Here is a 26,908-nt window from a genome sequence, read left to right on the forward strand (position 1 = left end):
AGGAGCCTGAGGCAAGCGAACGCGAGCAGTTGTGGATGTTCGCGAGGAGGGCTGCATGATGTCCTCCCGTTCGGAAATCCCGCTGGAGGGGCTGAAGCAGACCGAGATCGACTGGCTCGTGCGCCAGGGCGTGACGGTGCCGGCGATGGTCAAGCGGACCACCATCAGGTCGACGACCGGCGTGAAGGCGGCGGACGGCCGGTTCGAATTCGAGGAAGCCGGCGATCGGTGGCTCGCCTTCGAGCAGGAGGATGACGTGATCTTCTGGCAGCCGCGCGTCGGCGCAGTGGCGACCTATGCCGGACGCGACTTCGCATTAGGCGAGGACGTTCTCGACGACGCGGCGACCTACGCGTTCGACTACAGCCTGAATATTCTTGCCGATCCGCTCGACTGGCTGCGGGCGAACCGCAACGGCATTGTCGTGCTCGACTGGAGCCGAGCATTTGACCGACTGCGAGACGCGCCGAGGATCGCCCTGGCTGAGCAGCTTCTGCCGCTTTACCGCCGGCACATGAAGCCGCTGCGAATGCCCGATCTCATGATCATTCCCGATCGGAGGCGCGCGGCATGAACGACATCGTCTCGATCCCGATCGCCGAGTACGAGCGCGGGCGACGCAGCAGTGCTCGTTTCGTCCGCACCAACACGAACGCCATCATGGCGACCGAGTACCCGCCGATCCGCTGGGTGGTAGAGAACTATGTCCCGGAAGGCCTGTCGATACTCGCCGGGCGCCAGAAGCTCGGCAAGACCTGGCTGGCGCTCGACTGGGCCATTGCAGTTGCCTCTGGTGGGGCAGCCATGGGCTCCATCTTTTGCGAGGTGGGAGATGTCCTTTACATCGATCTGGAGAACGGTCCCCGCCGCATTCAGGGCCGCATCAACATGCTCTTTCCGGGAGAGCGCAATCGACCAGATCTCTCGCGGCTGGACTGGGTGAACGAGGCGCCTGATCTCAACAAGGGGTTCATTCCGGCCCTGGATGACTGGCGCATCTCCGTGTCGGACCCCAGGCTCGTCGTCATCGACGTGTTGCAGCGGATCAAACCCGCCGGCAAGGCCGGGCAGACGTCCTATGAGAGCGACTACGACGCGATGTCCGCGTTGCAGCGCTGGGCGACGGAACACCGGGTCGGGGTGCTGTGCCTCCATCATACGCGCAAGGGTGGCGCCGACGATCCGCTGGAGGCGCTGAGTGGTTCGAACGGCCTCTCCGCCTGCGCCGACACCACCCTGCTTCTCGACCGCGACGGCAACGGCATCACGCTCTATGTCCGCGGCCGCGATGTCGAGGAGAAGGAAAGCGCACTGAATTTCTTATCGGGTGCGTGGAATCTTATCGGTGAAGCCGCAGAGGTAAGGAGGACGGACGAACGCTCTCGAATCTTATCGGCACTTCTTACCGCCGATGCTCCGATAAGCCCCCGCGAGATAGCAGTGGCGACGGGCATGCCGCGGAATAACGTCGATCAGCTGCTGTTCAAGATGGGAAAGGCCGGAGAATTGCAGAAATCGGGCCGTGGGGGCTACGTCCATCCCGATCGCAGAGACCTAATCAAGAACCCCGATAAGATCGATAAGAAGGTAAGATTGGGATGGGGAGAGCCGGATGAATGAGGCATTTCTTATTTTCTTATCGATCTTACCATAGTTGGTTGATACCTTGGGGAACTGCGAAAGACACCCGCGACACGTCTAGATGCCGGCAACAGCATCGCCGTCCCGCGAGCGGTCGGGCCTAGGAATTTCCCTCGTATCAAAGCCCTGCTTCCAAGCCCTTCTGACCTACCGACTCGCTTGTCCGGAACGCCGAACGCCGCACCCACTACCACGCGCATGCTTCCCGCTCCCATGTTAGGCGCCGTCACTGTCGGCCGTACGCAGCGCCATGCCGACGGTTCCACCGCGGCCTGTGGCATCAGAGGTTGCCACGCCCCGGTTGCCCGCCGATCAGGACCGCTGGCAGCGCCACGGAAAAATTTTGGGGCGGCATCTTGAACGGAATTTTTCCCGTTCCCAAATCGATTTCCGTCGAGGCCAAGGAGGCTCGACAGAACAGGCACCGCAAGTGCCCGGTGCCCTTGTACCCATGTTGCTTCAAGGAGGATATGGCTATGAGAACTATCGACTTCGCACCCTTCTACCGCACCACGGTAGGTTTCGACCGCCTCTTCGATATGCTCGACAACAGTGCGCGCCCCGACTGGCCGCCCTACAACATCGAGAAGACGAGCGACAACGAGTATCGCATCTCCATGGCGGTCGCCGGCTTCGGTCCTGAGGAGATCGAACTGACGCAGCACGGCCCAGAGCTTCTGGTGACGGGCCAGAAGATGGTCGAACAGGACGAACGGCAGGTCCTTCACCAAGGCCTCGCGCTCCGGAACTTCAAGCAGACGTTCAAGCTCGCGGACCATGTAAAGGTGGCGGCCGCGCATCTGGAGAACGGCCTGCTTTCGGTCGACCTCGTGAGGGAGGTCCCCGAGGAGATGAAGCCGCGCAAGATCGAGATCGGCGCGTCCGTTGGCACCCTGAAGCAGGACAGCCAGCGCAAGCAGATCGATCACGAGACGGAGCGGCAGAAGGACGCCGCCTGACTGTTCCCTGGACTGCAGCCGCCTCCTTCCGGGGAGGCGGCGACAGCGGAGATCGGAGATGGAAAACGAACTTCATGTCCCGGAAGGGAATCGATGTGCGAGCCAGATGTCGGGTCTCGCTGCGCATCTGGACGACATTCTCAACCATCCTCACCTGACGAAGGCGGAAAAGCGCGCCGTCCTCGCTTCGTGGGCTTCCGACGCAAGAGCGGTTGAAGGAGCGCCTGCGCTGCGCCAGCTCGATAGCGGCGCGGTCGTCGATGTCAGAGATATCATTCAAGCGCTGAAATCTCTCGATGAACCGGAGCCGCTTCAGGCGCGGGAGTCGCGCTGGGCGCTGGCTGTCGTTCGCCAAAGGATGCAGCCTCGTCGGCCACGCGGCATGGACCGACTGCAGGGGAAGGACGCTCCGCCCTGCCCAGCTTTGGCGGCACTCCCGGTCAAGATGTCTTTCGTCCGGGCCTGCAGCGAGTATAGCAATAGAGGTGTCCGCCTGCGCGCAGCGGCCTGAGATCAGGTAGTGACTGCACGCGAGGTAGACCGCAGATAATTGCGGACTGCCGAAAGTGAAGGCGAAGGGCCGTGCGGCCGGCGGGAAGATCCAGTTCGACCGCGGATAGCATCGAGGAAGGATCCGCCCCCGCACCGGTCGACGGGCGTGCCGCGCGTAGTGGGCATTCGCCCCGCCGCCGTTTGCATCTTTCCCTCGATCGAACAGGCCCGTACAAGCGGGGATCGGCGCGACGAATATGATGAAAAACCCAGAGCTTCGTTGCCTTTCTTCGCCTTGTGAGCAAACTGCAAACGCTGGTTTGCAGTCTGAACAGCAGGGCCATTTCCATGTTGCAGCGCGCAATCGCCTACTACCGTGTCTCTACCCAACGGCAGGGCAGGTCCGGCCTCGGTGTTGAGGCGCAGCGCACTGCCGTCGAGCAGTTCGCCGCAGCACAGGACTATGAGATCCTCGATGCCTTCACCGAAGTGGAAACCGGCAAGGGCTCGGATGCGCTGGATAGGCGGCCTGTGTTGGCGGCAGCACTTGCCGCGGCTCGTCAGACACGATGCCCGGTGATCGTGGCAAAGCTCGACCGGTTGTCGCGCGACGTCGCTTTCATCGCCGGACTGATGACGAAGCGGGTCCCGTTCATCGTCACGGAGCTCGGCGTCGATGCCGACCCCTTCATGCTGCACCTCTATGCGGCTTTGGCGGAGAAGGAGCGCCGGCTGATATCGGAACGGACCCGGGCAGCGTTGGCGTCGCGCAAAGCCTCCGGCGCCAAATTGGGCAACAGGACGAATGCAGCGCAGGCTGCGGCACGGGGCAGGGTGGCGGCTGCGCAGTCTGCCGAAGACTTTGCCCGCTCGACCATGCCGTTTGTGCATGCCGTGCAGAAGGCGGGCATCACCAGCCTGCGCGGGATTGCGGCCGAGCTCAATACCCGTGGCGTGCATACGGCGCGTGGGGGCACATGGCAGGTCTCCAACGTCCGCAACCTGCTGGCTCGCCTTGGAGGAGAACGGAAGCGTGCTGATGAGGTGCCGGCCGCGCAAGGTCACTCGCGTTGAGCAAGCGCGGACGTGTTCGGATATGGCAAGGTAACCGGTTCAGCCGGAGGTGAATGGGGTTTGGTTAGATTCGACGTTGATCTGGCTGTCGGCGGCCGGCGTTCCAGCTTCTTGCTGTTGAGGAGCGCTGTTGGCTTCGCCGCAAACGGGCTTCAACTCCCGTGGTCGGCACCACCTTCGAGCAGGGCGGAGAGTTCCCGGCGCAGCTTCTTCTCGTCCACGGGCTTGCTCAGCAGCGGCGCGTCTCTGAGAACGCCGGTGAGATGCCTGGGCTGGTAGGCGGTCATGACGAGGAAGGGACGCTGGCAGGCCCGTAGCGCGTCGCCGACCGGCTCGGAGGTCTCGTCGTTCAGGTGGACGTCCAGGATGGCGGCATCCGGGCAGTCGCGTTCGATCAGTCCCAGCGCGGCAGTGGTGGTCGCGACCGGTCCGAGCACCGTGCAGCCCCACCCTTCGAGGATGTCCTGGATATCCAGCGCGATCAGCCGCTCGTCCTCGACGACGAGGATACGCCGTCCAGAAAGAGCGTGGTGGTGTACGTCTTTGGTCATCGTCGTTCCCCATCCACGGGAAAGGTCAGGTGGTAGCGAAGCCCATGCGTTTCATAAATGAGTTCCGCCTCACCGTTGAGTTCATGGGCGACAACGTCCTCCAGCAGACGCGTGCCAAAACCCTTTCGTTCCGGCGGGGTGATCTCGGGGCCGTCAGCCTCCTGCCAGGTCATCGCGAGGCGGCGGCTCTCGCCTTCGGCCTGCTCGAAATGCCAGGCGACGCGCACGGTCCCGCCGGCAACGCTGAGCGCGCCGTATTTCGCCGCGTTCGTTGCCAGTTCGTGGAGCGCGAGGCCGAACATGCGCGCCTGCCTGGCTGAGAGGCGGGCCGGCTTGCCCTCGATAGCGATCTTCGCCGGATCATCCTGTCGATGGGCCGCAAGGATCTCGTGCGCTAGCGTCAGTGGGTCCGCGCGCTCCTCGCTACTCTCGAACACGAGGCCCTCGGCTGCCGACAAGGCCCGCAACCGGTCGATGAAGGCGCCGCGGAATTCTTCTGCGGTTCGATCCTTCACCGATGTCTGGGAGGCAAGCGCCCGTACCAGGCCGAGCAGGTTCCGCACACGATGCCCCAGTTCTCGGGCGAGCACACCCTGCTCGCGGGCGGATCGTCGAAGTTCGTCGTGGGTTTGGACCCGCTCGATCGCCGCGGCGAGCAAGTTGGCGTAGGTGCGCAGGAATGCCACGTCGTCGTCGCTGAATTCCCGCAGCTCCTGTGCATCGACTTCGAGCACTCCGAAAGCTGCTCCCTGACCGACGATGATGACGTTGACCATGCTCCTGACACCATGGCGGCGAAGGACATCCGGAATAGCGAAGCGATCCTCCGCATCCACGTCCGGGGAGACGACGGCATGGTCGGCTCTTAGCGCATAGCCGCCCGGCGACTTCTCGTGGTCGCCAAAGGTTTCGTGGCCGACAACACCCGGCTGCCAGTTAACGCCTGCCCGAATGAGCATCTCGCCTCGCTCCGGAAGATGCTGGAGCACTTTCACTAGTGGTACCTCGAGTGCTCCCGAGACAAGTTCGGCGGCCCGGTGAAGCAGGCTGTCGATGTCGTCGCAACGGAAGGCAAACAGACCGAAGTCGGCAAGCGCCGCCTGCTGCAGCCTCAACTTTTCCTGCACTGCCTCAACCTGAACTTCGGCCAACCGTCACCTCGTTTCGGGTTGAAACGCTTGTTTCGTGGATGCGTTCCTGACCGAAGCGGAACGTCCACTGCCGATGCAGGGTAACCTGGGGGTGACCTGCTCCCAGTTCGCGAGCGGATGACCGGCCGCCGGCCAGTAAGGCTGGCCGTACGCAGAGCTACGCTATCTCCCGCAGCCTGTTTGCCTTCCGCGCCGATCAGCGGTTTCCTCGGTCATGACGTTCCGGGGATTGATCGAATGGAAACCGAGGCTCCTTCAGATGAGAACGCCGTCGCCACGCACCTCTCCGCGCGTCGATCGGGTGGGGAGTCCGAGCCGGGCTTCGCTAGTTGTCGCCTATCCGTGGAGTACCGTCCTGCTGCGGCACTGATCCCCTATGCCCGCAATGCCCGCACGCACTCGGATGCGCAGGTGGCGCAGATCGCGGCCTCGATCCGCGAGTTCGGCTGGACGAACCCGATTCTGGTCGATGGCGACAGCGGCATCATTGCAGGCCATGGACGCCTTCTGGCGGCGAGAAAGCTCGGCATGGCGGATGTGCCGGTGATCGAACTGGCAGGGCTCAGCGAGGCGCAGAAGCGGGCTTACGTCATTGCCGACAACAAGCTCGCCCTGAATGCCGGCTGGGATACCGATCTGCTGGCGGTCGAATTCGGCGACCTGGCGGACCTCGGCTTCGACCTGTCGTTCACCGGCTTCGGCGAGGAAGAGATCCTGGCGCTGACCAGCCGCGGTACCGAAGGTCTGACCGACCCGGACGATGTTCCCGAGGCCCCCGTCAATCCGGTTAGTCTTCCGGGCGACGTCTGGCTCATGGGCAATCACCGCCTCATCTGCGGCGACAGCACAAATGCCGCCGATGTCGAAAGGGTGCTGAACGGGGTGAAGCCGCATCTGCTCGTGTCCGATCCACCGTTCGGCGTGGAATACGATCCGGCCTGGCGCGAGCGGCTTGGCATCAAGGAAGGATTGGCGAAGGGCAGGGTGCTCAATGACGACCGATCCGACTGGCGCGAGGCGTGGGCGCTGTTTCCGGGCGACGTCATCTACATCTGGCATGCCGCCCTGCATTCGGTGGCATTTGCCCAGAGCCTCGTCGCTGCAGGGTTCGAGATCCGCACCCAGATCATCTGGGACAAGACGCGCCTGGTGATCGGGCGAGGGGACTACCATTGGCAACATGAGCCGTGCCAACCAGCCGGCACGATGGTCCAGAAAGTGGTCGAGCGCCGCACGGGCTCTCAACCAGCAAGGGTCGAAGAGGTGCCGATCGAGACCCTGCGGGCGGGCGACTTCGTGGTGTCCTATAATCCCTACGAGAGCGTCGTTCGCCGACGCGGCCGCGAGATCGCCAGGTTCGGCAAACGCCAGTTCGATGGCCTGATTCACTCGATCTCTGCCGCCGGACGGGTTACACGGGCTACCCCCGAACACCGCTTCTCGGTGCGCCTCAACCCCGAGGCGGCAGACAAGCAGGTTGTCTATCTCATGCGCCGGGGCGACTGGTGGCGCGTCGGGCGGGTCGGCCTTTTCAACACTCGCGGCTTCGGTCTCTCCACCCGCCTCGCCGGCAACAAGGCCGAGGAGGCATGGATTGTCTCGGTCCACGATAGCGTTTGCGAGGCGCAGTGCGCCGAACAGGTGCTCTCATGCCGATACGGGATTCCGACCACGCACTGGGAGGTCGACGAATGGGCGCTTGCACCCGAGCGCGTTCGCTCGCCTCAGATGATTGCGGACATCTATGCGAAGCTGGATCTGGGTGCACTTGCTTCACGGGCGATGCTGCTGCTGCGCGATCATCGTCTCGAGCGTGACCACCCATTCGTCACTGCAGGCGAGCGACTGATGTTCTGGCGCAAGGCAACCCGGCTTGTTAGAGCCTGCAACATATTCGCGCAGATAATGCAGATCCCGAAGCCGGCCGAGGGGGATGCGTTCTCGTGGGTCACCGTGACGGGCAATGATGCATCGCCGTTCAGCGGCCCCGTCTACTCGATGGACGTGGATCGGGACCTTCATTACGTCGCAGACGGTCTGGTCACCCACAACTGCTGGCATGCTGTCCGGAAAGGCAGGAAGGGGCACTGGGCGGGCGATCGCAAGCAGACCACCGTATGGGCCATTCCGCACCGGAAGAGCGAGAGCGGTCACTCCACGCAGAAGCCGGTCGAGTGCATGCGCCGGCCGATCGAGAACAATTCTTCCCCGGGGCAGGCGGTCTACGAGCCTTTCTGCGGATCGGGCACCACCATCATCGCCGCCGAGATGACGGGGCGTGTCTGCCATGCCATCGAGCTCAATCCGGCCTATGTCGACATGGCCGTGATGCGCTGGCAGGATTTTACCGGACAGGCTGCCACGCTCGAAGGCGACGGCAGGATCTTCTGCGAAGTAGCGGCCGAGCGGGCGGCGAGCGGGACATGAACCGCGCCGCCCTCGCTTCTGTGTGGCCGCCCGACGGGTCAGTTGCCGCCAGAGCCGGTCACCAGCGCATCAGTCCCATGCAGGCGATCCGGCGCAAGTGCCTGGACTGCTCCGGCCATCAGCTGGCGGAGGTCAAGCGTTGCGAGGCGGTCGACTGCGCCTTGTGGCCGTTCCGGGCCGGACGGCATCCCTACACCACAAACGCCCTCCAGGAGGCCAGTTCTGATCAGTCTCCCGCTGTAGGCGCTCCGGTACCCGAGAGCAGCTCGTGGTCGGGAATTGGCTTCCAGGGGCAGGATTCCGGCAAAGGCGGGGCATGTGATGGCGACCGGGTCGTTCTGGTCTGTCCGGGAGGATCAGCCTGATGCCCAGACCCCGCCATCAGCCCGATCCCCAGCAGTGCCGGCAAGTCGAAGCTCTCGCCGGCTACGGCACTCCCGAGCACGAGATCGCAGCGATGATCGGCATCGATCCAAAAACGCTGCGGCGACACTATCGGCAGGAGCTCGACCTCGGACACACGAAAGCCAATGCCAGGGTGGCGGAGAACCTCTTCCGCAAGGCGACCGGCGATGGCCGGGAGTCCGTCACGGCTGCGATCTTCTGGCTGAAGACACGAGCCCGGTGGAAGGAAGTCTCGATCCACGAGCTCGGCGGCGTTCCGGGCCAGCCCATCGAGCACGTCGACCAGATCGATCGCATTGTTCTGGTGCCCTTTGACGGGTCGGTGGCTGTGTCAGAACCGCTGTCGCTGCCGTCGACCCCGAGAGATGACGGCCGGACCATACGGCAGGGGCTGCCACGATGAAGAACCTCGTGTTCGATCCGGCCGACGAGAAGCCACACAGCGCGAAGGTCGAGTCGCTGGCCGGCTACGGCATCGCACCGGAGGACATCGCTGTGGTGCTCTCGATCGAGGAAGAGGACATGAGAACGACCTATGCCGAGGAACTGAAGGCGGGGCACATCAAGGCCAATGCCCGGGTGGCCGAGAACCTGTTCCGCAAGGCGACGGGAGAGGGCAGGGAGGCGGTCACCGCCGCCATCTTCTGGCTGAAGACGCGAGCCCGCTGGAAGGAGACATCCGTGCATGAGCTTGGCGCACATGAAGCTCCGACGACGTTCACGATCCGCATCGGTGACAGCGGTATGTGATCGAGCCGAGACAACCGCGGGGGGGGGGGGAGGTCGAATACCTGGGGCCTTCGAGGGTTAGACCGGCGCGATCCCTCATTTTGCACAACCGCGAAATTGGCAGGGGGGTAGCAACGGGATGAAGGCGACGGAAGCGGGCGCTGTTGCGGGCTTGTCGCAGGACAGCATCCGACACTCGGGGCCAACGAGGATCGACCGACCCCGGAGCCCATCTGGCCTGAAAGGGAATGAACCATGCGCGGACGCAAGCCTGTTCCGACGGTCCTCAAACTGATCAACGGCAATCCCGGCAAGCGGCCGTTGAACCGCAACGAGCCGAAGCCGGTGACCGCCATTCCGACCTGTCCGGCGCATCTGTCGCCGACGGGCAAGGCCGAGTGGAAGCGGTTGGCCCGATATCTGCACGATCTCGGCATCATCAGCGAACTCGATCGCGCCGCCCTTGCCGCCTACTGCCAGGCCTATGGCCGCTGGGTGGAGGCGGAGCGGAAGCTGAAGGAAACGCCGACGCTGCTCAGGACCCCGGCCGGATACGTGCAGCCTTCGCCCTGGCTGGCCATCTCCAACAAGAACCTGGAGCTGATGCACAAGTTCATGAGCGAACTCGGTCTTTCGCCGGTATCGCGCAGTCGCGTCGTGACGCGGTCGATCGGACCGAAGCCGTGGGAGACGGCGGCAGACGAGGACGATGAGTTCTTCGCGTGAGCGGACGCCGGCGAACTCTGGCACCGCTCAATCCGCAGGCGCAGCAAAGGAGAACCGCTTCGCGACAGGGCACCTTATTCGCGCAGAATCCGGTCTCCGCCCGGCGCCATGAACTGTTTTGGGCTCAGCCGACGTTCAGCCTCGGTCATGCATTTCCCCTTCGGATATGGGAAGAACATGACATCGCAGTAATGATAACCTTCGTCGCGACATGCCTCGCTTGAGCATTCCGCATCGACGCGCTGCATGCAATCGATGTAGCGAGCTTTGCAGTATTCCAGCCGGGTGTCCGAACCGGGTCCTCCCTTCGGAAGGCGTTCTGCTGCAGGGGAGTTGATCGACGTGATCGCCAATATAAGCAGTGTGCAATAGGAGGTTCGAAGAGGCTGCATGTTGAAATCTCCTTTTCCTCGATCTCTGCTTGAAGCGTCGGCGGTGCGTTCAGGAGGATGGCTTCGATGGCGAGGTTTTTCCCTGCAAAGCCAATGCATGCTATTATGTCGTTGTTCATTCGGGCATCAGGGAGATGAACGATGCGACTTCTGATCCACACAATCACTCCAATGGCGGCACTAGCGGTATTACTTTCGATCGCGGGAAGCACGGCCACGGCCCTTGACAACTCCAGCACGGATTTTGGCACCTGCAAGCCGGCCGCAGGATGCATCAATTCCATCGATGCCACCTGTTCCAAGATCGCCTGTGCCGCGAAGGAGTGTGACGGCAACTATGACTCGGGGCGCTGCAAGGATCTCAAGGAACTTCACGAGGCCGGACAGTGCGGCTTCGCCAAGAAGAAGTGCGGACGGGATCTTCCGAGACGAAGCCTCCTGAAAAACTTGCGGCCCCAAGCACCAGCTGCTGATCGCGCCGTCAAGTAGCCTAATCGTGGATCGCCTTGGGGCTCGTCTGGATCTGCCGGGCCGGGTTGATGGAGCGCGGCGGCTGCCGGCGGATCTTCGTGCATTTGTCGGAGTTCCCTGACCCTTCGCACGCCCAGATCTCACCTTTGCCGGCACATACATAGCCGCCCCCGGTTACGCCGCAGTCGTAACCCTTGTCCTTCAAGTCCTTGACTGTCACATCCTTTGGTTCCGAATCCTTCTGAGCGGCTAAGGCCCCGATGGGCAGGAGGATCACGCAGGCGGTCAAAATGATGCGCTTCATTGGAGTTCTCCCAGTTCTGCTGTTTCTCCTTCGAACGTATTCAAAGCAGAGAACATTAGCGCTTCTTTGAACGCTTCTGTCTTGTTCGAGCAAGATATGGGTTCCGACATGTACCTGGGATGAACACGTGAAGATCGGTGATGTCCCGCGCTACGGTGGAGGAGCGCCGACTTGTTGCCCGAGAGGCGCAGCCGGTCCACCATAGCGCGCTGATCAGTCGGCCGACGGAACCGCGAACAGATCGGCAGCTACACCTTGCTCCGCGATATCATCGACAGAACACCAGGACACTTCGAGGTCCTGATTCTGACAAATTCGCGTCCTGCGATCGACAGCGGGCGAGCCGGAAATATTCGATTGCCAAGTTTTCTCTCTGGGCGCATTCTGTAGTGAAATACGGGTGTGGATCTGTCGCAAGGAGGCAGATGCCCATGAGCGCTGATCGTTTGCGCACTACTTATATTCTCTTGCTGCTGAATCACGTCTTTTGCGATCTTTGGCTGCTTAGGCTGGGGTGAATAGATGACAATCTCGAAGTCGCTTGCCTGCATATTGATGTCGTTTGGCATGATCTCCTTCGCCGACTCGGCCCCCATTAAGAGTTCGAACGGAGAGACATGCACTAAGTCCGGTACAGTGAGAAGGGACGGTAAAGATGCTTCAACAGGCGAGAAGCTGAACTGCCAGTGGGATTTCTGCACCTATTGCGGTACAAAGGACGGCAAGATCGACTGCAGCATCCTGAAAACCGAATACTCCAACCCGACAGACTGTCGCGCTGCCGCCAGCCGGATTCCCAACAGATTAGGTACCACAATTCTGAACAACCCGCCGAAGTTGAAAGTTCGGTGAAGGCGAAGCAGATGCGCTACAGGGTCTCTCGATCTATCATCCTGATTTCAGCAACATTGTCACTGGGCTCGGTTTCGTCGGCGTTCGCGACGAATACGAGCAAAGCTCTTTCGATGTGCGTCTCGCGAGGAACCGATTGCTCGGTGACCAACACAAGGGCGGCTAGGCAATCTGCGTCAACAATACGGGTGGCAAACAATGTGTGCAGTGCCCGGCGCTGACCAGCAAGGATCAGACGTGCACCACGGCTCTGATGCGCGGCCGGAAGGCCGTTGCCGGCGTTGAGGGTATTCTCAAGGCGAAGAAGGACTAGTCTAGAAACACAGGTCGCGCTTTCAGGTCTGCAGTTGAACTGCGCATATCGCCTGCTTAACTGATTCTGAACGGGTCCTTCAGGGCCAGATCATCATCTTTATCCTAGAAGGACCTCAGTCGAGCGGATCGGAGCTCCGTTCGGCGGTCGACTTCGATCATGATTGAGGAGGAACGAATATGCTCACACACCAACGACTGATCGCTACCGGGTTGCTTGGAGGCCTGCTGGCCAACGTGCTGGCCATATCTCCAGCCCTTGCCGAGCAGAAGACGGGTTCGGGGCCAACCAACGAGGAGATCTATTGTCAGAACCGGGCCGTGAACGACTATTACGACAACGTCAAAGCCTGCGAAGCAAACCTCAGTGATCTCGCCGACCAGTTGGCATTGTGCAAGTCGGACGCTCGAGCCGATCTGGATCGTGCGAAGGCCTCGTGCATGGCTGCCCGATCAAGCCCTCTCGCTAAGCTGCCCCGTGCGCCGTTAGGCCGGAATCTCTCCAGACAGTGACTCGAAGAAGAATATTGACTGTGTCTCCGAGCCGGTCGGAACCTGAGGATCCCGGCCGTGGCGAACCGCTGCTGGCGATCTCTTCGCTGCCCGCCCTTGGTTCTGTGTTGATGTTCGCATATGTGGTACGGTAGGAGTTGCGAACGCAGCGTGAGCAGGTTGGTCTAATCCATCTCGGCAACGGTGTTGTAGAGACGTCTTCGCTCACGTCGGGATCTTATCTGGTGCGTGCCCGGACTTGCGGCGGTTAGCTTCCAGTATTTGCCCTGCCAGCACGCATCGAACGTCCGCGTCGCACCAACTAACAGCCGTTCCGACGCATAGTCGGCTACAATCGTTATCTCAACGGCAATCATATCGCCGGAGGACTTCAGCTGCTCGTGGTTGTGTCCGGTCCGCTTGGCCACCATTCCAATGAGGTCGTCGAATTTGCCCAGGGAGGAGTATTGCCCAGGCGAAAGGGTCCCCTGGAACGTCCGCTGCTTTGGATCCGCGTTCTCTACCTCGCCTTCGGCAATCGCGAAGTCCGTCACCGTGCAGGCGAGCGTGCATTCGCCAGCTTTGATACGGACGATGACGCGTTCAATGTAGATCGCTTCGGAGCTCATGTTGCTCACGAAGCATGCGGCGTCCAGGGAGGACCCGGCCGCACGGTTGATCACGATCTTCGGCAGCGTCTGCCGCCGAAAGTTTCGCAGGAACACTTGTAGGTAGACGAGCCAAATTCCCACCATGAGCCAGTTGGCGGCCAAGTTGAGTTCTTCGCTGTTGGTGGAAATCCAGTCGATCATTGTCATGCGCCCATCGGCAGTTCGGCGCCCAACGCCCGTGCCAGCCGTTTGTTGCCTTGAAGAATTCAGTGGATGGATGCTCGAAGCGGAACCATCTGCCTTGAACGAGTCTGATGCGGTGAGCCCTTGCAATCTCCCACGCCCGCCAAGGCTCGTTCACTGTGAAAACGGGCCCGGTCCGCGCGGTCGAACTTCGTTTTCTCCGGGCGGCAGTTGCAACGGCTTAGGCTTGCGCTACCCAGAATGGATCGGCACGTCGATTGTGCGGACCGTCTTTCCAGATTGGTGTTGAGGTTTCCCCGGTTCGGCTGCATTTGCAGCGGTTGACGGTTCGGCGACCATGAATGTACCGGCGCCGGACAAAAGTCTCGGAAACCACGGGAAGCGGGCTAAGAGCCCGCTTTTTTTGTTGCAGTGCACGGGGGGTGGCAACGGGATGAAGGCGACGGAACCGGGCGCTGTTGCGGGCTTGTCGACTGACAGCATCCGACGGTCGGGTCAACGAGGATCGACCGACTCCGGAGTTCATCTGGCCTGAAAGGGAATGAACCATGCGCGGACGCAAGCCTGTTCCGACGGTCCTCAAGCTGATCAACGGCAATCCCGGCAAGCGGCCGTTGAACCGCAACGAGCCGAAGCCGGTGACCGCCATCCCGACCTGTCCGGCGCATCTGTCGCCGACGGGCAAGGCCGAGTGGAAGCGGTTGGCCCGATATCTGCACGATCTCGGCATCATCAGCGAACTCGATCGCGCCGCCCTTGCCGCCTACTGCCAGGCCTACGGTCGCTGGGTGGAGGCCGAACGCAAGCTGAAGGAGACACCGACGCTGCTGAGGACCCGGCCGGCTATGTGCAGCCTTCGCCCTGGCTGGCCATCTCCAACAAGAACCTGGAGCTGATGCACAAGTTCATGAGCGAACTGGGCCTGTCGCCGGTATCGCGCAGCCGAGTGACGACACGACCGATGGGGCCGAAGCCGTGGGAGACGGCGGTAGACGAGGACGATAAGTTCTTCTCCTGAAGCTATTCAATCGCTCACACCCGCAACACATGTTCGTTCACATGGCGCATAAGTGTGCTCAGTCGATGGTTGGCGCAGAGACGCGCCTTCAGTCTACCAGCTTCAGCGGAACAACTTTCCGATTTCGGAGTTGATGCGATAGGAGCTTTGGCATCCCCCCCGCCTTCCTAGCTCCTTATTCGAAACTCGCCTGGCCTCGTGCCGGGCGTTTTTCCCACGGTTCCGCAGATGTTTGAATTCGTGATGGATACCGCAACCCCCTTGAGTTTGATTGTTTTCTGCATTGCCGTGGCGCTTATGATCCCGATCGTGTTGTGGATGGAGCGGAATTAGTCGCTACTCCAGCAGCCCCAAATCAGCCTTTCTGTAGTCCAGCTTTCGACCGGCCACAGTGGCGAGCGCCGCCTCCAGCGTCTCCCGTGCCGCGTCCAGCGCCTTGTACTGCTCCCCGTAGGGATCGAGCCCGGTATGAGCCTGGATGACCGCAGCGCGTAGGCGCAAAGCCCTGCGAAACAGTTCGGCGGCTTGTTCGGCTGAAAGCCTATCGGCGCGGCGTCGGCGAGGCATGAACAGGGATTAGGAACAAATGCCTCTTCGGTCAAGCAGCCGAGTATGTACTACTCGCGCGCTTCCCGGATTGCCTGAATAATTGGCGTGCGGTCTCCATCATCCGTGATGGGAGAGCCTATGGCAGGCGCGGCCCCGCTAGACTAGATCTGGACAATGGAGACAGGCTGGTTCGATGTTTCGATAACGATCTCGATTGAGGGTCTTGGCATTCAAAGCATTCGAAGCGCGAGGGAGGCCGCCGTCGTTCTCGGGGAAACCTGGCCGGCAGAACGCGGGCGAAAGCATGAAATTGCTCTGAAGGCATACCACAACGCGATCCATGGCAATGTGGCACCCGTACTTTGCCGGCGCGCGTTCGAAGCTGCAGCGCGGCAAGCAGGCATCTTACTGGCGTAGCGCCGCTAGTTCGTGGGGAAGAGGAAACATTCGATGCCGGCAGCAGCTCAGGCCGGCCAGAGAGTCGCCAGTCCCAACAATTCGTGCGATGCTTGACCATCGTCGGAAGTTGCGTTGCAGCCGGCGCCAGAGAGACGCCTTCATTCCGGTGCGCACTCCCGCCGATCGGCCAAAGGAGCATCCCTTGTTGGATATAAGGGTAACTTGCAGGATTGCGGGGCAAGCAATCATCTCATGGTGGAAGGCGCTATCCTTTCTAGGGAGGAAGTATGTTGTTCCAAGTGCCTAGCGCCCCTTGGATCGTGGGGAAGCCTGAAGAACGCTAGTCCTGACCCTGGGCTTCAGGTCCGTGGAGTTGCTACCGATCGCGTTTCGGCTTCCGCTTCGGTCAGTTCCAGTCGGGCGTTCTGAAGCCCTGCCGCGCCCGCGACTTCGGCGGTTCCGGTACCAGGATGCCGGCTTCGTCGGCGGCTTCCGCGAATGCCTTCCTCGCGCGCGCTAGTGTCGCGGCGGTGTACGCGCTTTCCATGGCCCTGAGAACGGCTTTGCGCACTGCTAGATGTTTCGCGGTCCAGTTCGTCGGCCAGTCTGTGAGCACTTCAGCGGCCTTTTCTGGCGACGTGACCGCGTGGGTAATATTGCCGGCTCGGCCGAGGGTCACGCGGACGGGAGGGGAGAAATAGCCGGGCAAAAACGCACCTCACTAGAACTGTCGATCTAACCCGCAGGCTTTCGGGTCGGTTCCCCTAACTTAGCGCGCGCCGGTTCCATAAATCCTACTTTCAACGCGGGTCGAAAGGTGAACAACCGCCGAACGCTCTTTGGCTTCTTCATCCGTTGTTCGGAAGTTAAGCAGCGAAAGGAGGGACGGTCATGTCAAGTCCCCACCGTCTAGGCCCCAATGCTCTCCTCCTGGAGGATGAGATGCTGATCGCACTGGATTTCGAGGATGCACTACTGGCCCAGGGATTTACTAGCGTCATGACGTTTGCGGAGGTACAGCACGCGCGCACTTGGCTTGAAACGGAGACGCCTGGTGTAGCCATCATCGATCTTCATTTGCGCGATGGCTCCAGTCTCGAGCTTGTGGGCACCTTGAAATCACGTGGCGTGCCGATAATCATTTGCTCGGGCGAAAGAGGTGACAATTTTCCCGTCGAAGTTCAGAACTTCCCCTCCTTCGAGAAACCGTGCGACTCGGAGAAGGTCGCGCAGATGGCCCTAAGCCTGGTTTTTCGTCCGGCAATCTCAGCGAAACCCGACGCCGACACGACCGACGTTGCCTAGTGCGGTTCAGCCAAATCCGTCGAATTAACCAACCGACCCCAAATTCCGCTACCATTCCGGAACCGAGACCACTGCCGATCGATTGAAGCCCCGCCATAGAGTATGGAACATGTCAGTGCTTATCGCCTTGTCGCTGTCGCTTGTCGTCGGCTTGGTAGTTACGTCGGTAGTTTTGGGCGTTCCATAGGAGTGGGGGAGTCCGCCTAAGGTAGGTCAATGCCGGCATCTGCCTTCCGGCAGAAAGTTGGTAAACCACCTGAGTGTCCCATCAACTGAAGGGGAGTGGCGGCCTGCCCTTCGGTACGCCGCTTGTCGCTTGATTTCGCCCTGCCCGCGCGCCACCTTGGCGCTATGTGCAACCTCTACAACCTCACCAAAGGCCCACAGGCGATCCTTGAGTTCACCAAGGCTTTTGAGAACAATGCCGGCAATCTCCAACCGGGCAACATCTTCCCCGACTACCCGGCGCCGATCGTCCGCAACGGTGCCTCCGGCCGCGAGCTTACGCGGGCGCGCTGGGGCATGCCATCATCCCAAAAAGCGATCTTCGACGCCGCGGCGACGCGGGCCGCCAAGATGGAGAAGAAGGGCGTATCGGTCGACTTCAAGGAGCTGTTGCGCAACGAGCCTGATCCCGGCACTACCAACATCCGCAACACCTCATCGATGCACTGGCGGCCATGGCTTGGCGTCGAGAGCCGCTGCCTCGTGCCGGCGACGTCCTTCTCCGAATACGGCAAGGTGCGCGACCCGGACACAGGGCGCCTGCCGCTGTCCTGGTTCGGTCTCGACGAAATGTGCCCGCTATTCGCTTTCGCCGGCATCTGGACGCACTGGAGCGGCGTCCGCAAGGCGAACGAAGGTCCGGTCAGTGCCGATATCTTCGCCTTCCTCACCTGCGATCCCAACGCGGTCGTGGCGCCGATCCACCCCAAAGCGATGCCTGTGATTCTCATAACGACGGAAGAGATGGATGTGTGGATGCGCGCACCATGGGAAGAGGCGAAGGCGTTGCAACGTCCGCTCCCGGACGACAGGCTGATGATCGTGCCGAAGCCGGAGAGCATCGGGGCAGGCTGACGAGCCGCCCGGCTCTTTCTCCCGTGCCAGCCGACTTGCGCCATTGTTGCGAACGTGGCGAAGGCGCTGGGCAATTCGTTGTATGGGGGCGTCGAGCCCCAGGGTCGATCATTCAGTAAATTTGCGCTGACTTCGTGAACCCAGCGTTATATCCCCTAGCGTAAGGATACGAGTGCTACTTCACGGGTGCTCACCATGATTGGTCTTGCGAGACATTTTTGGACTGAGACAGCCGGCAATTTCGCGATTGTGGGGGTGGTCGCCGCGGTTCCCATCGTCGGAGCCGCTGGTCTGGCGCTCACGTACGGCGGTGCGGTTCTCCAGAAAGGAGAGCTTCAAAACACTCTGGACAGCGCTGTGCTGGCCGCAACATCCCTTGGGTACAGCGCAACGGACAAGGATCGGCTTGCACTCGCCTATGCGCATGCGGGTGTCTTTCAACCAAAATTCGGGTCTGATGGGAAGACGTTTCTGTCCGTTAATTCGGATGCGCCGTCGTTTGTAACCCAGGGAACTATCGTGGCAGGAACTGCGGAACTGAAGATGCCCAACCTGTTCGCCGGGATAATCGGCGCTGACTACATAAGCATCGTCGCTCATGCACGCGCTGAGAAAAGAGAATCGGAGCCAATCTGCCTGCTTGCACTTGACGCCACGAGCGCTGGTTCTCTCTCCGTATATGGCAATGCGAGCGTGAACGCACCGAACTGCACGGCAATGGCGAACTCGAAAAACCGCCAGGCAGTCAAACAGGTTGGCAACAAGGCGGAACTCCGAGCGCTCCGGATCGGGATCACCGGCTCTTCCTCGGGGAAAAATATCTATCCGACTCCTATTGGCGACGTTCATCCAGTTGAAGATCCCTATGTGAACCTTCCCGATCCGAAGCTGGAATCTTGCGCAAGCCTGCCAGGCAAGCTGTCGAAGGGCGAATTCGAGCTGAAACCAGGCACTTATTGCGGCGGCTTATCGATCAGTCCGGGCGCTGCCGTGCGCCTCCTTCCGGGCACGTATGTGATGCTTGATGGGCCGCTCACGATAGGTGCAAACTCGGTCCTTACCGGTGATGAGGTCACCCTCGCATTCTTTGGACCGGGAAGCACATTAAACAGCAACTCCGGTTCTCAGATCACTCTTAGCTCGCCGAAATCCGGCACTTACAAGAATATCCAGTTTATGTCTGACGGCGTGAAATTGCCCGGGAAGATCGGTGAAGAGGTTTTCACACTTTCCAGCACCACCCTAACCTACGATGGCGCAATGTACCTCCCTGAACAGCGCGTCTGGGTAAAGGGAAAGAGCCATGTGAACGTTAGGACTTCGGAAGTCGCGATGGTTGCGGATCGGTTCCGTTTCCAGGACGCCAGCGAAGTGTCGATATTGCAGGAGGATGAAGTTGCCACGCCCTCGCGATTCCGCTACGCAGCACGCCTGACGCAGTGAGAGCAGGACTAAGAAGGGACCATCATCTGCTGTAGTACAGCGGCCCCGAGACCTCTGCTTCCCTGCCTCCGAGTTCCTCGGTGCAGTCGGAGCGCATGATGGAACTGCCCGTCATCTCGATGGTGTCGGCGACGATCCGCAGGCAGTTGCTGGTCGTGCCGTTGTTGCCGGCATAGGTGAGATCGCCTGAAGGAAAATAGAGGTACCCGTTCAGATCCGTCACACCATTGCCGTTGAAGAGGTGGGCCGAGGTGTTGAAGGGATGCGACATGAAGAGCATCCCGGCGTAGTCGCCACTCGTGGGTGCGCTGAGCGAAAGCGAGGCATCGCCGTTCACCGTGACCGAGCCGTCCTTCACGTAGAAGATCACGCCGTCCCCGGTGACCTCTCCTTTGATCGAGAGATCGTTCTCGACATAGTAGAGCCCGGGCTCCAGGTGCTTGGTGCCACTCAGGTCAAGGTTGGTGTAGCGTCCTGCATAGACGATCAGATCATTCCTTTGAGGCGACGTTCGAAGGAAAGGAGGGGTGGGTTCCAGCAGATCTGCGAAGGGGTCTGGAAGCGGCCATGCGTTTTCCCTGGGAGCGGCACAATCCAAAACGAGGCCGCCGGTTGCGACAATCCCGCCGGAACTCTGGAGGCAGTCAGCCTCGAATGAGGCGCTGCCGCCAACATAGATCGCATCCTCGGCCGAGGAGTTCGAGGCCACGACGCACCCGTCCATGATGATCGACGCGGCTCCGGATGCGTCTACTGCGCGCGGGGCGGTGCGGCTGAGTGCGTACACACAAGCCGTATCCCCGGTTCGGACGCTGATCTCGCTCTTAAGATTGAGAATTCGAACTGCACTTCGCTCGAACCCGAAAGGGACGAGGGCGTCTGCGAAGACGAGTTCGTACGGAAACGAGAGGCTGGTGGCGATCCGCTGGATACCGTTCGAGCCCATTGTAAGACCATGATAGCTGAAGTCGAGATATTCCTCTTCATCGAGCAAGTGAACGTCCACATGAGCGGCAAGGTGGTCGCGCCCGATCAGCGCCAGTTGGTCGTCTGAATATTCGTCCGGTACCCGCACCGCGATCGCCATCGTCGCTGCATCCAGCGCAGACTGCAGATCGCTTCGTGTCCGGACCATGTTGCCGACGTCGACGGCAGTGCCGACAGCTGCCATCAGCGGGAGAGCCGATACGGCAGTGACGACAGCTATGTTGGCCCGGCGGTCGCCGAGGAACCCAGAACCAGACATGCAAGCACCCCCATGATACGAGGTGATCTTGAAAGGTTCTCCCCCAAGGTTCGCTTGCGAAAACCGATAGATTCTTATCGATCGCACAAGGATGACGATAGCACTCGTGAGAGCCCGAGTATCCGACTCCTCCTCCAGCATCCCTCCAGGCGACGCGCAGCTAAGATTTGCCGCGGTCAGCTGAGGAAGAGACCACGTTGCGCGCCGGTGACGTTGCCTCCGAGAGTGCCTCGGTTTGAACTGGACTCCGTCGAAAGGAGACGGAGATGAAGAAGAGCCGGTTCACGGAAAACCAGATCATTGGCGTTCTGAACGAGCATCAGGCGGGAATCCCCACGGCCGAGCTGTGCCGCAAGCACGGGATCTCGGACGCGACTCTCTACAACTGGCGTAGCCGCTACGGCGGGATGGAGGTGTCGGACGCCCGGCGGCTTATGAGCCTTGAGGACGAGAACCGACGGTTGAAGAAGCTGCTGGCGGAATCGATGCTGGATGTCGCGACGCTGAAGGAGCGCTGGGAAAGTTCTGACGCCCAAGGCAAGGAAGCGCATCGTGACCTGGGCGATCGAAGAGAACTGCTACTCGGAGCGGCGCGCCTGCGGTCTGGTCGGGCTTGATACGACGACCTTCCGCTATGCGTCGCGGCGTGCGGACGACACTGCCGTGCGGGCGCGGCTGAAGGAACTTGCGCTTGAGCGGCGCCGGTTCGGCTATCGTCGGCTGCACATCCTGCTGCGGCGGGAAGGCATCGAGCTGAACCACAAGAAGCTGTTCCGGTTCTACCGGGAGGAACGGCTGACGGTGAAGAAGCGCGGTGGTCGCAAGCGGGCGCTCGCCACTCGGGCACCCATGACGCTGCCGCAGGGGCCAAACCAGCGGTGGAGGCTGGACTTTGTCTCCGACCACACTACACGACTCTGATTGTTCGATGGTCTGGGTTCGTGCGTCGTCTCCAGATTCGCTGCCACGTTTGGACCGCGATGTCGGGCTGGTAGGTGATCCATTGCCTGAGCGCGTCGAAGCCGGTTCGGAAGCAGGACTTTCGGCGGAAGCCGTGTTTGGCGCGGGGAATGTCGGAGCGGCCGATGAGGGCTGATGCGCATGCCAGGGACCAGGCCATGGCGATGGCGACGAGGGCGAGCAGCAGGGAGAGCTTGGCGGGATTGGTGAGCCTGGTGTCCTCCATGTTGAAGCCGCGCGTCTTGGTCTCGGCGAACAGGCATTCGATCTGCCAGCGGCCCTTGTAGGCGCTGATCGCCTTGCGCGGGTTTCGGTTGGTGGCGACGATGATGGGGTCCTCGGCACGGTTGACGACGCCGAAGCGCAACGCCGTGTCGAAGCGCTGATCCATGCCGGCGAAGCAGCCCCCCGCCGTCCTCAGGCGGCGGCGTCCGGTCGGCGTGCAGGCGAGCCGGCCGAGCGTGCCGCGAAAGCCGTCGGCGAGGCGCAGGTGCAGGCAAGCGGAGACCCTGATGGCGAAGGGGATGTCGTTTTCGACAAGGAATTCAAACCATTGGTTGCCGTCGAACTCGCGGTCGGCCGTGAGCAGCTTGATCGAACCCTCGCCGAACAGCGCGACGAAGCGGCCGATCAGCGCCATGCACTGGGCCATCGTCGAGCCGCCGCCACGGTCCAGCACCTCCCACAGCACCGGTAGTCGCGCACGCCGCGTGACGACCGCCAGCACCAGCAGGTTGACGTCGCGCGCACCGATCTTCCGGTTGGTCCGGTCGAGGATGAGTTCGTAGGGCGGCGCCAGCCTCGCCAGCGCCACCAGCGTGCGCGCTAACCAGTCCGCATCGAAGCGAACGTACTGGAAGAAGCGCTGCAGACGACGGTAGTTCGACGACAGCTTCGCCGGCCCGCAGAACGCGCCGGCAAGATGCGTCAGGTTGACGGTGCGGGCCTGAACGAACCCCAGGATCAGCACTGCCAGCGTCAGACGCCTGTCGTTGCTCAAGTCGGTGTGGCGCGCTAACGTCGCTGCGAGAGCGTCGGGAAGACGAGACATCGGAGGATCCTTCCTTGCAGGGATGAATCCTCCAGTTCAACTGATTCCCGGCCTCTCACCAAGCCACTGTCGTGTAGTGTGATCTCCGACATGCTGGCCGACGGGCGGCGGTTCCGCGTTCTGGTGGTGGTCGACGACTTCACCCGCGAGTGGCTGGCGCTCGTGGTCGACACGTCGCTGTCGGCATGCGGGTGGCGCGGGAGCTGGACGCCATTGCCCAAGCGCGTGGCCGGCCGCTGATGATCGTGTCCGATAACGGCACCGAACTGACGTCGCGCGCGATCCTGCAGTGGCAGGAGGACAATCGCGTCGACTGGCACTGCATCGCACCCGGCAAGCCCACCCAGAACGGTTTCGTCGAGAGCCTGAACGGCCGCTTCCGCGACGAATGCCTCAACGAGCACCTGTTCCGCGGCATGGCAGCTGAGCGCGCGGTGCGAAAACCTACCACGGTAGCGGCGGGATACACGTAGGCCATCTCGAAGGCCTTACCAACTGCGCTCGACAGAGCGATGATGATTGAGCCAACTGCAAGCGTCGGAATTTTCGGGCGCGGCAGCCAGCGCCGTGGCATTCGGATCGGGGCGGATAAGATGACACTGATCATGGGACTCCCTGACTCGCACATTACTGCGCTCTGCGCCGCATCGGACAGATAAGTTCGATTGCTAGTAATCTAGAAGTAGCGCAACCACATGCTCTCAAGCGTATTCTGCCTTTCTTTCAGGACTTTCTCGAGCGGCAGAGGGTGTGGAGGACGACAATCCATAAAGCCAATGTCATGCTGAAGATGCGGCGGAAGTTTCGAGGCGTCGCTTTCCTCTTTCGTTGCATTTGACAGAATGGAAAATTTTTTCCACCGGCCGTAGTAAATCTCCATAGCGAAGAACAAACCGCCAAATAAGCCCGATTTTATCGCTCCGTGATTGATAATCATTTCTCTGTACCTCCTGAATGTGAGGAGGATGGGGTTTCCGCTTGCCGAAGGGAAACGAGTTGCGTGAATGACCGCGATGAGCGAAGTTAATCGGTATGGGCGTCCCCGCGGGATTGGACCTGGACCTGCTGCGAAGCTTTATAGCCATCGCTGAGGAGGGAAGCTTTACGCGCGCGGCAGATCGCGTAGGTCGCACTCAATCGGCGGTCTCTCTTCAGATGCAGCGGCTGGAGGGGGTTCTCGGCCAAATCGTCATAATCCGGGGAAAGGGCGGAAACGTCGAACTGAACCAGCAGGGCTTCTACCTGCTTGGAAACGCGCGAGAACTTCTCGCTCTAAACGACCAGGTCATGCGGGCTATGCGCGCCGCTCCGGTGCATGGAACCATACGGTTCGGCGTTGCGACGGAGTTATCGGAGCAACATCTGCCGAGGATCCTTGATCGGTTTGCACAAGTATCCCCCGCCGTGGAAGTCAACGTCGAACTCGCAACCTCGTGCCTCCTTGCCGTGAAGCTCAAGAAGGATCTGGTGCTCCTGCGAGAAGGTCTAGAGCCGCGCCAGTGGCCCGCCGAGGAAGTCTGGCAAAGCTCCACCAGATGGATCACGTCTGAAACGCATGGCCAGCATTTACGCGATCCACTGCCACTCTCCACATCGCCGCCGGGCTGCCAGTGGCTACCGGACAACCGCGAATGTCCATGGCGCGGGATGGCCTTCAAGGCGTTGGAGCATGCCGGGCGCCGCTACCGGGTTGTTTCGACCTCGGCCACCACGCAAGGACAGACCGCCGCGGTACAGGCGGGACTGGCGGTGATGAGTGCCCTGGCAGACGAACGTCTTCCGCCTGGGCTGAGGCTTGTGCGCAGTGATGAAGGGCTTCCCGAACTGCCGGACTGGAAGTACCTAATGCTAATGGCCCGCGATCCGCGCCAGCCATTGACCGACATTATGGCGACCCAAGTACGGGACGTTTTTCAAGATCTGCCGTGATTAGCGAGCGGAAGAGCGCATGACAAAGGCTGAGCGGTGCTATCCCCGCCACTGGGGCGTTGGGGCGCTGCGGTTTGGCTGTCGTCACAGGCGGAGGAGCCGGCGCGGCGAACGACACCCCCGCACCGGCCTGTGGGAACAAGACAGTGTTGCCTAATTTAATGAACACCAGCACCAGCTAGACAAGGCCGGCCCGGGGTCGGTGAAGACCGTGCTAGGGGCCGTGCGGATCGAGCCGCGCCGCCAGCCTCGCAATACGAACCGGATGTAGTATGCTGTGAAAGTGTAATCTGGATCGAAGGCCAGCCGATGAACCTCGCCGACTCAGGAGCCAAGGGTTCGGGAGCAAGAGTTCCGACGGCTGGTGACGCCATCGCATCCCGCGTCTATGTGGTCCTTTTTGCCGATGCGGTTGATTTCAGCAAGCGCACGCACCGCGACGAACTGTCTGCGTCGCAGGCGATGCATGCGGCGTTCGGGCTGATCGAAAGGGAAGTCGACCGCTGCGGCGGTCGGATCCTAAACCGCACCGGCGACGGAGTGGTCGCCGCATTCGAGAGCGCCGTCACTGGAACACGCTGCGCCATCGAAATCCAGAAGAGGTTCGAGGACATACGCAGAGAGAAAAGCGGCGAATCCTTTGAGTTTCGGATTGGCATGAGCATGGGCGAGATCATCGAGATCGACGGCAACGCCTTCGGCGACAGCATCAACATCGCTGCGCGCATCGAACGGCTGACTCCGGCCGGTTCGGTTTGGATGAGCTCGACGCTCTACGAGGCGGTGCGCAGCCGCAGCGAGTTCGGGTTTGAGTATGTCGGGCCATTCTCGCTGAAGAACATCGCCGAGCCGGCCGACGTCTATCGCGTGTATGACGGCTCGGCGGCGGTGACGCTGCGGCCTGCCAATCGGGAACGGCTTGGCGAGGCCGCCATCGCTGGACGCGAGTATCCGGCGCCTGGCAAGAAGCCGTCCATTGCCGTTCTGCCCTTCCAGAATCAGTCGGGCGACGGCGAGCACGACTTTTTCGCCGACGGCGTAACTGAGGACATCATTCGGAACCTTACCCGCTTCCGCGGGCTCAATGTCATAGCCAGGGGGTCGAGCTTCGCGTTCCGCGGTTCTGCTTTGCCGCTTTCCGAACTGGGCATGCAGATCGGGGCCCGGTACATCGTCAGGGGCAGCATCAGGCCAGCTGGCAGCCGGGTACGGGTTTCCGTCGCCCTAGACGATACGCAGCTGCAGCACTCGGTATGGTCGGAGCGCTACGACAAACCGCTGGAGGACATCTTCGCCATCCAGGACGAGATCACCGAACTCGCCGTGGCGGCAATGGCTGTACGGGTGGAGGCGGCTGAGCGGGAACGCCTGACGGCACTGCCTCCCCGCAGCATCGACGCGTACGGCCTGGTGCTGCGCGGTCAGGCAAAGACGCTGGAATTTACCGCGCAGGCGAACGGCGAAGCGCTGCAACTCTATAGGCGCGCCTTGATACTGGCGCCCGACTACGCTCGCGCGCTGGCGGCCCTCTCACGAGCGCATTCGCTCAACTGGCGGTACGGATGGGGCGAAGATCCCCGGGCGGGTCTCGACCTTGCGACGCGCTACGCCATGGATGCCGTCGCTGCAGACCCCAACGATGCTCGAGGTCACGGCGAACTCGGGTTCGTTCAACTCTATCGCCATGAGCATTCGCGCTCTATCGCCTCGTATGAGCGGGCGCTGTTAATCAACCCCAACGACGCCAACATCATCGCTGAGTATGCCGACGTGCTGACGCATTCGGGACGAGCCGGAGACGCGCTCGCCCACTTCGATCGGGCCATGCGGCTCAATCCCCTCTATCCTGATCAGTATCTGTGGGACCGAGCCGGTGCGCTGATGCTGCTCAGGCGCTTCGAGGAGGCGATTCAGCAGATCCACGCAATGGTCAACCCTGCGCAGGGACGGCGCATACTTGCGGTGTGCTACGCGCATCTTGGACAGCTGGAGGCCGCGGAGCGCGAAGCCGCGCTCATCCGCGCCGAGCACCCCGGTTTTTCCGTGGACGAATGGGCGAGGGTCATCCCCGAGCAGACCGGCGAAGGCATGAGGCTTTTCGTCTCTGGTCTCAGACTTGCGGGACTTTAGGAGGA

Annotated in this window: 26 protein-coding genes and 6 pseudogenes; 21 read left to right on the top strand and 11 right to left on the bottom strand. The window is 61.3% G+C overall.

What is annotated here, in order from left to right; translation table 11 throughout:
• The first annotated feature begins 55 nt into the window (after positions 1 to 55).
• The 5 genes from ABGN05_RS13965 to ABGN05_RS13985 all read left to right on the top strand — a co-directional run bounded on the left by ABGN05_RS13965 (position 56) and on the right by ABGN05_RS13985 (position 4,166).
• Entirely contained in the window at positions 56 to 574 is a 519-nt protein-coding gene (locus tag ABGN05_RS13965) for a hypothetical protein (RefSeq protein WP_367954649.1), read from the top strand.
• Entirely contained in the window at positions 571 to 1,620 is a 1,050-nt protein-coding gene (locus tag ABGN05_RS13970) for an AAA family ATPase (RefSeq protein ID WP_367954650.1), read from the top strand. Before ABGN05_RS13965 ends, ABGN05_RS13970 begins: the two co-directional genes overlap by 4 nt.
• 497 nt (positions 1,621 to 2,117) lie before the next feature.
• On the top strand, positions 2,118 to 2,600 hold the full coding sequence (locus ABGN05_RS13975; RefSeq protein ID WP_367954651.1) for an Hsp20 family protein: 483 nt from the start codon (positions 2,118 to 2,120) through the stop codon (positions 2,598 to 2,600).
• A 58-nt stretch (positions 2,601 to 2,658) separates the two neighbouring features.
• Positions 2,659 to 3,111, top strand: a complete 453-nt coding sequence (locus tag ABGN05_RS13980) for a hypothetical protein (RefSeq protein ID WP_367954652.1) — start codon at positions 2,659 to 2,661, stop codon at positions 3,109 to 3,111.
• A gap of 329 nt (positions 3,112 to 3,440) precedes the next feature.
• Positions 3,441 to 4,166 (top strand): recombinase family protein, encoded by a 726-nt coding sequence (locus ABGN05_RS13985; protein WP_367954653.1) that lies wholly within the window; start codon positions 3,441 to 3,443, stop codon positions 4,164 to 4,166.
• 152 nt (positions 4,167 to 4,318) lie between these two features.
• Here ABGN05_RS13985 and ABGN05_RS13990 read toward each other — a convergent pair whose 3' ends face one another.
• A complete protein-coding gene (locus ABGN05_RS13990; protein WP_367954654.1) occupies positions 4,319 to 4,717 on the bottom strand; it encodes a response regulator in 399 nt (132 codons plus the stop codon).
• Positions 4,714 to 5,868, bottom strand: a complete 1,155-nt coding sequence (locus ABGN05_RS13995) for a sensor histidine kinase (protein WP_367954655.1) — start codon at positions 5,866 to 5,868, stop codon at positions 4,714 to 4,716. Before ABGN05_RS13995 ends, ABGN05_RS13990 begins: the two co-directional genes overlap by 4 nt.
• A 237-nt stretch (positions 5,869 to 6,105) precedes the next feature.
• Here ABGN05_RS13995 and ABGN05_RS30280 point away from each other — a divergent pair.
• From ABGN05_RS30280 to ABGN05_RS14020, 5 genes and pseudogenes are all read left to right on the top strand, one after another.
• Positions 6,106 to 6,648, top strand: a pseudogene (locus ABGN05_RS30280) (ParB/Srx family N-terminal domain-containing protein); the annotation flags it as partial.
• Positions 6,649 to 7,920: 1,272 nt separating this feature from the next.
• A pseudogene (locus ABGN05_RS14005) lies at positions 7,921 to 8,295 on the top strand (DNA methyltransferase); the annotation flags it as partial.
• Positions 8,296 to 8,659: 364 nt separating this feature from the next.
• On the top strand, positions 8,660 to 9,103 hold the full coding sequence (locus ABGN05_RS14010) for a hypothetical protein (protein ID WP_367954656.1): 444 nt from the start codon (positions 8,660 to 8,662) through the stop codon (positions 9,101 to 9,103).
• Complete coding sequence (locus ABGN05_RS14015; protein ID WP_367954657.1) at positions 9,100 to 9,450, top strand: hypothetical protein; 351 nt, start codon at positions 9,100 to 9,102, stop codon at positions 9,448 to 9,450. Before ABGN05_RS14010 ends, ABGN05_RS14015 begins: the two co-directional genes overlap by 4 nt.
• Before the next feature lie 234 nt (positions 9,451 to 9,684).
• On the top strand, positions 9,685 to 10,155 hold the full coding sequence (locus ABGN05_RS14020; protein ID WP_367954658.1) for a phage terminase small subunit P27 family: 471 nt from the start codon (positions 9,685 to 9,687) through the stop codon (positions 10,153 to 10,155).
• Positions 10,156 to 10,229: 74 nt separating this feature from the next.
• Here the strand turns inward: ABGN05_RS14020 and ABGN05_RS14025 are convergent, their stop codons facing one another.
• Positions 10,230 to 10,547 (bottom strand): hypothetical protein, encoded by a 318-nt coding sequence (locus tag ABGN05_RS14025; RefSeq protein ID WP_367954659.1) that lies wholly within the window; start codon positions 10,545 to 10,547, stop codon positions 10,230 to 10,232.
• A 141-nt stretch (positions 10,548 to 10,688) separates the two neighbouring features.
• Between ABGN05_RS14025 and ABGN05_RS14030 the strand changes: the two genes are divergently transcribed.
• Positions 10,689 to 11,036, top strand: a complete 348-nt coding sequence (locus ABGN05_RS14030) for a hypothetical protein (RefSeq protein WP_367954660.1) — start codon at positions 10,689 to 10,691, stop codon at positions 11,034 to 11,036.
• A 1-nt stretch (position 11,037) separates the two neighbouring features.
• On the opposite strand, the gene ABGN05_RS14035 is transcribed toward ABGN05_RS14030, so the two are convergent.
• Positions 11,038 to 11,322, bottom strand: a complete 285-nt coding sequence (locus ABGN05_RS14035) for a hypothetical protein (RefSeq protein WP_367954661.1) — start codon at positions 11,320 to 11,322, stop codon at positions 11,038 to 11,040.
• Between the two features lie 1,344 nt (positions 11,323 to 12,666).
• Between ABGN05_RS14035 and ABGN05_RS14040 the strand changes: the two genes are divergently transcribed.
• Positions 12,667 to 12,999, top strand: a complete 333-nt coding sequence (locus ABGN05_RS14040; protein WP_367954662.1) for a hypothetical protein — start codon at positions 12,667 to 12,669, stop codon at positions 12,997 to 12,999.
• 164 nt (positions 13,000 to 13,163) lie between these two features.
• On the opposite strand, the gene ABGN05_RS14045 is transcribed toward ABGN05_RS14040, so the two are convergent.
• A complete protein-coding gene (locus tag ABGN05_RS14045; protein WP_367954663.1) occupies positions 13,164 to 13,796 on the bottom strand; it encodes a hypothetical protein in 633 nt (210 codons plus the stop codon).
• A 545-nt stretch (positions 13,797 to 14,341) separates the two neighbouring features.
• On the opposite strand from ABGN05_RS14045, the pseudogene ABGN05_RS14050 reads away from it, so the two are divergent.
• Positions 14,342 to 14,811 (top strand): annotated as a pseudogene (locus tag ABGN05_RS14050) (phage terminase small subunit P27 family).
• 336 nt (positions 14,812 to 15,147) lie between these two features.
• On the opposite strand, the gene ABGN05_RS14055 reads toward ABGN05_RS14050, so the two are convergent.
• Entirely contained in the window at positions 15,148 to 15,312 is a 165-nt protein-coding gene (locus ABGN05_RS14055) for a hypothetical protein (protein WP_367954664.1), read from the bottom strand.
• A 222-nt stretch (positions 15,313 to 15,534) separates the two neighbouring features.
• On the opposite strand from ABGN05_RS14055, the gene ABGN05_RS14060 reads away from it, so the two are divergent.
• Positions 15,535 to 15,777: a DUF982 domain-containing protein gene (locus ABGN05_RS14060; RefSeq protein ID WP_367954665.1), complete on the top strand. Its 243-nt coding sequence runs from the start codon at positions 15,535 to 15,537 to the stop codon at positions 15,775 to 15,777.
• Positions 15,778 to 16,165: 388 nt separating this feature from the next.
• Here ABGN05_RS14060 and ABGN05_RS14065 read toward each other — a convergent pair whose 3' ends face one another.
• Positions 16,166 to 16,468, bottom strand: coding sequence for a DUF982 domain-containing protein (locus ABGN05_RS14065; RefSeq protein WP_367954666.1), 303 nt, complete (start codon positions 16,466 to 16,468; stop codon positions 16,166 to 16,168).
• A 182-nt stretch (positions 16,469 to 16,650) separates the two neighbouring features.
• On the opposite strand from ABGN05_RS14065, the gene ABGN05_RS14070 reads away from it, so the two are divergent.
• The 3 genes from ABGN05_RS14070 to ABGN05_RS14080 all read left to right on the top strand — a co-directional run bounded on the left by ABGN05_RS14070 (position 16,651) and on the right by ABGN05_RS14080 (position 19,587).
• The gene (locus tag ABGN05_RS14070; protein WP_367954667.1) at positions 16,651 to 17,064 is read left to right on the top strand and encodes a response regulator; all 414 of its coding nucleotides are present in this window, start codon (positions 16,651 to 16,653) and stop codon (positions 17,062 to 17,064) included.
• A gap of 351 nt (positions 17,065 to 17,415) precedes the next feature.
• Entirely contained in the window at positions 17,416 to 18,144 is a 729-nt protein-coding gene (locus ABGN05_RS14075) for an SOS response-associated peptidase (RefSeq protein WP_367955135.1), read from the top strand.
• A gap of 195 nt (positions 18,145 to 18,339) precedes the next feature.
• Positions 18,340 to 19,587: a Tad domain-containing protein gene (locus tag ABGN05_RS14080; protein WP_367954668.1), complete on the top strand. Its 1,248-nt coding sequence runs from the start codon at positions 18,340 to 18,342 to the stop codon at positions 19,585 to 19,587.
• A 22-nt stretch (positions 19,588 to 19,609) separates the two neighbouring features.
• Here ABGN05_RS14080 and ABGN05_RS14085 read toward each other — a convergent pair whose 3' ends face one another.
• Positions 19,610 to 20,674 (bottom strand): hypothetical protein, encoded by a 1,065-nt coding sequence (locus tag ABGN05_RS14085; RefSeq protein ID WP_367955151.1) that lies wholly within the window; start codon positions 20,672 to 20,674, stop codon positions 19,610 to 19,612.
• Between the two features lie 15 nt (positions 20,675 to 20,689).
• Positions 20,690 to 20,974, bottom strand: a pseudogene (locus ABGN05_RS14090) (pilus assembly protein TadG-related protein); the annotation flags it as partial.
• A 125-nt stretch (positions 20,975 to 21,099) separates the two neighbouring features.
• Here ABGN05_RS14090 and ABGN05_RS14095 point away from each other — a divergent pair.
• A pseudogene (locus ABGN05_RS14095) lies at positions 21,100 to 21,736 on the top strand (transposase); the annotation flags it as partial.
• 4 nt (positions 21,737 to 21,740) lie between these two features.
• On the opposite strand, the gene ABGN05_RS14100 reads toward ABGN05_RS14095, so the two are convergent.
• Positions 21,741 to 22,844, bottom strand: a complete 1,104-nt coding sequence (locus ABGN05_RS14100; RefSeq protein WP_367954669.1) for an IS4 family transposase — start codon at positions 22,842 to 22,844, stop codon at positions 21,741 to 21,743.
• A gap of 69 nt (positions 22,845 to 22,913) precedes the next feature.
• Here ABGN05_RS14100 and ABGN05_RS14105 point away from each other — a divergent pair.
• Positions 22,914 to 23,278: pseudogene (locus tag ABGN05_RS14105) on the top strand (DDE-type integrase/transposase/recombinase); the annotation flags it as partial.
• A gap of 242 nt (positions 23,279 to 23,520) precedes the next feature.
• Here ABGN05_RS14105 and ABGN05_RS14110 read toward each other — a convergent pair.
• Positions 23,521 to 23,781, bottom strand: coding sequence for a hypothetical protein (locus ABGN05_RS14110; RefSeq protein WP_367954670.1), 261 nt, complete (start codon positions 23,779 to 23,781; stop codon positions 23,521 to 23,523).
• A gap of 113 nt (positions 23,782 to 23,894) precedes the next feature.
• Here ABGN05_RS14110 and ABGN05_RS14115 point away from each other — a divergent pair, with 113 nt between their 5' ends.
• Both ABGN05_RS14115 and ABGN05_RS14120 read left to right on the top strand, forming a co-directional pair.
• Positions 23,895 to 24,773: a LysR family transcriptional regulator gene (locus ABGN05_RS14115; protein WP_367954671.1), complete on the top strand. Its 879-nt coding sequence runs from the start codon at positions 23,895 to 23,897 to the stop codon at positions 24,771 to 24,773.
• A 309-nt stretch (positions 24,774 to 25,082) separates the two neighbouring features.
• Positions 25,083 to 26,903: an adenylate/guanylate cyclase domain-containing protein gene (locus tag ABGN05_RS14120; RefSeq protein WP_367954672.1), complete on the top strand. Its 1,821-nt coding sequence runs from the start codon at positions 25,083 to 25,085 to the stop codon at positions 26,901 to 26,903.
• The last annotated feature ends 5 nt before the right edge of the window (positions 26,904 to 26,908 follow it).

Source organism: Aquibium pacificum, assembly GCF_040839445.1.
In the GTDB taxonomy this organism is placed as follows: domain Bacteria; phylum Pseudomonadota; class Alphaproteobacteria; order Rhizobiales; family Rhizobiaceae; genus Aquibium; species Aquibium pacificus.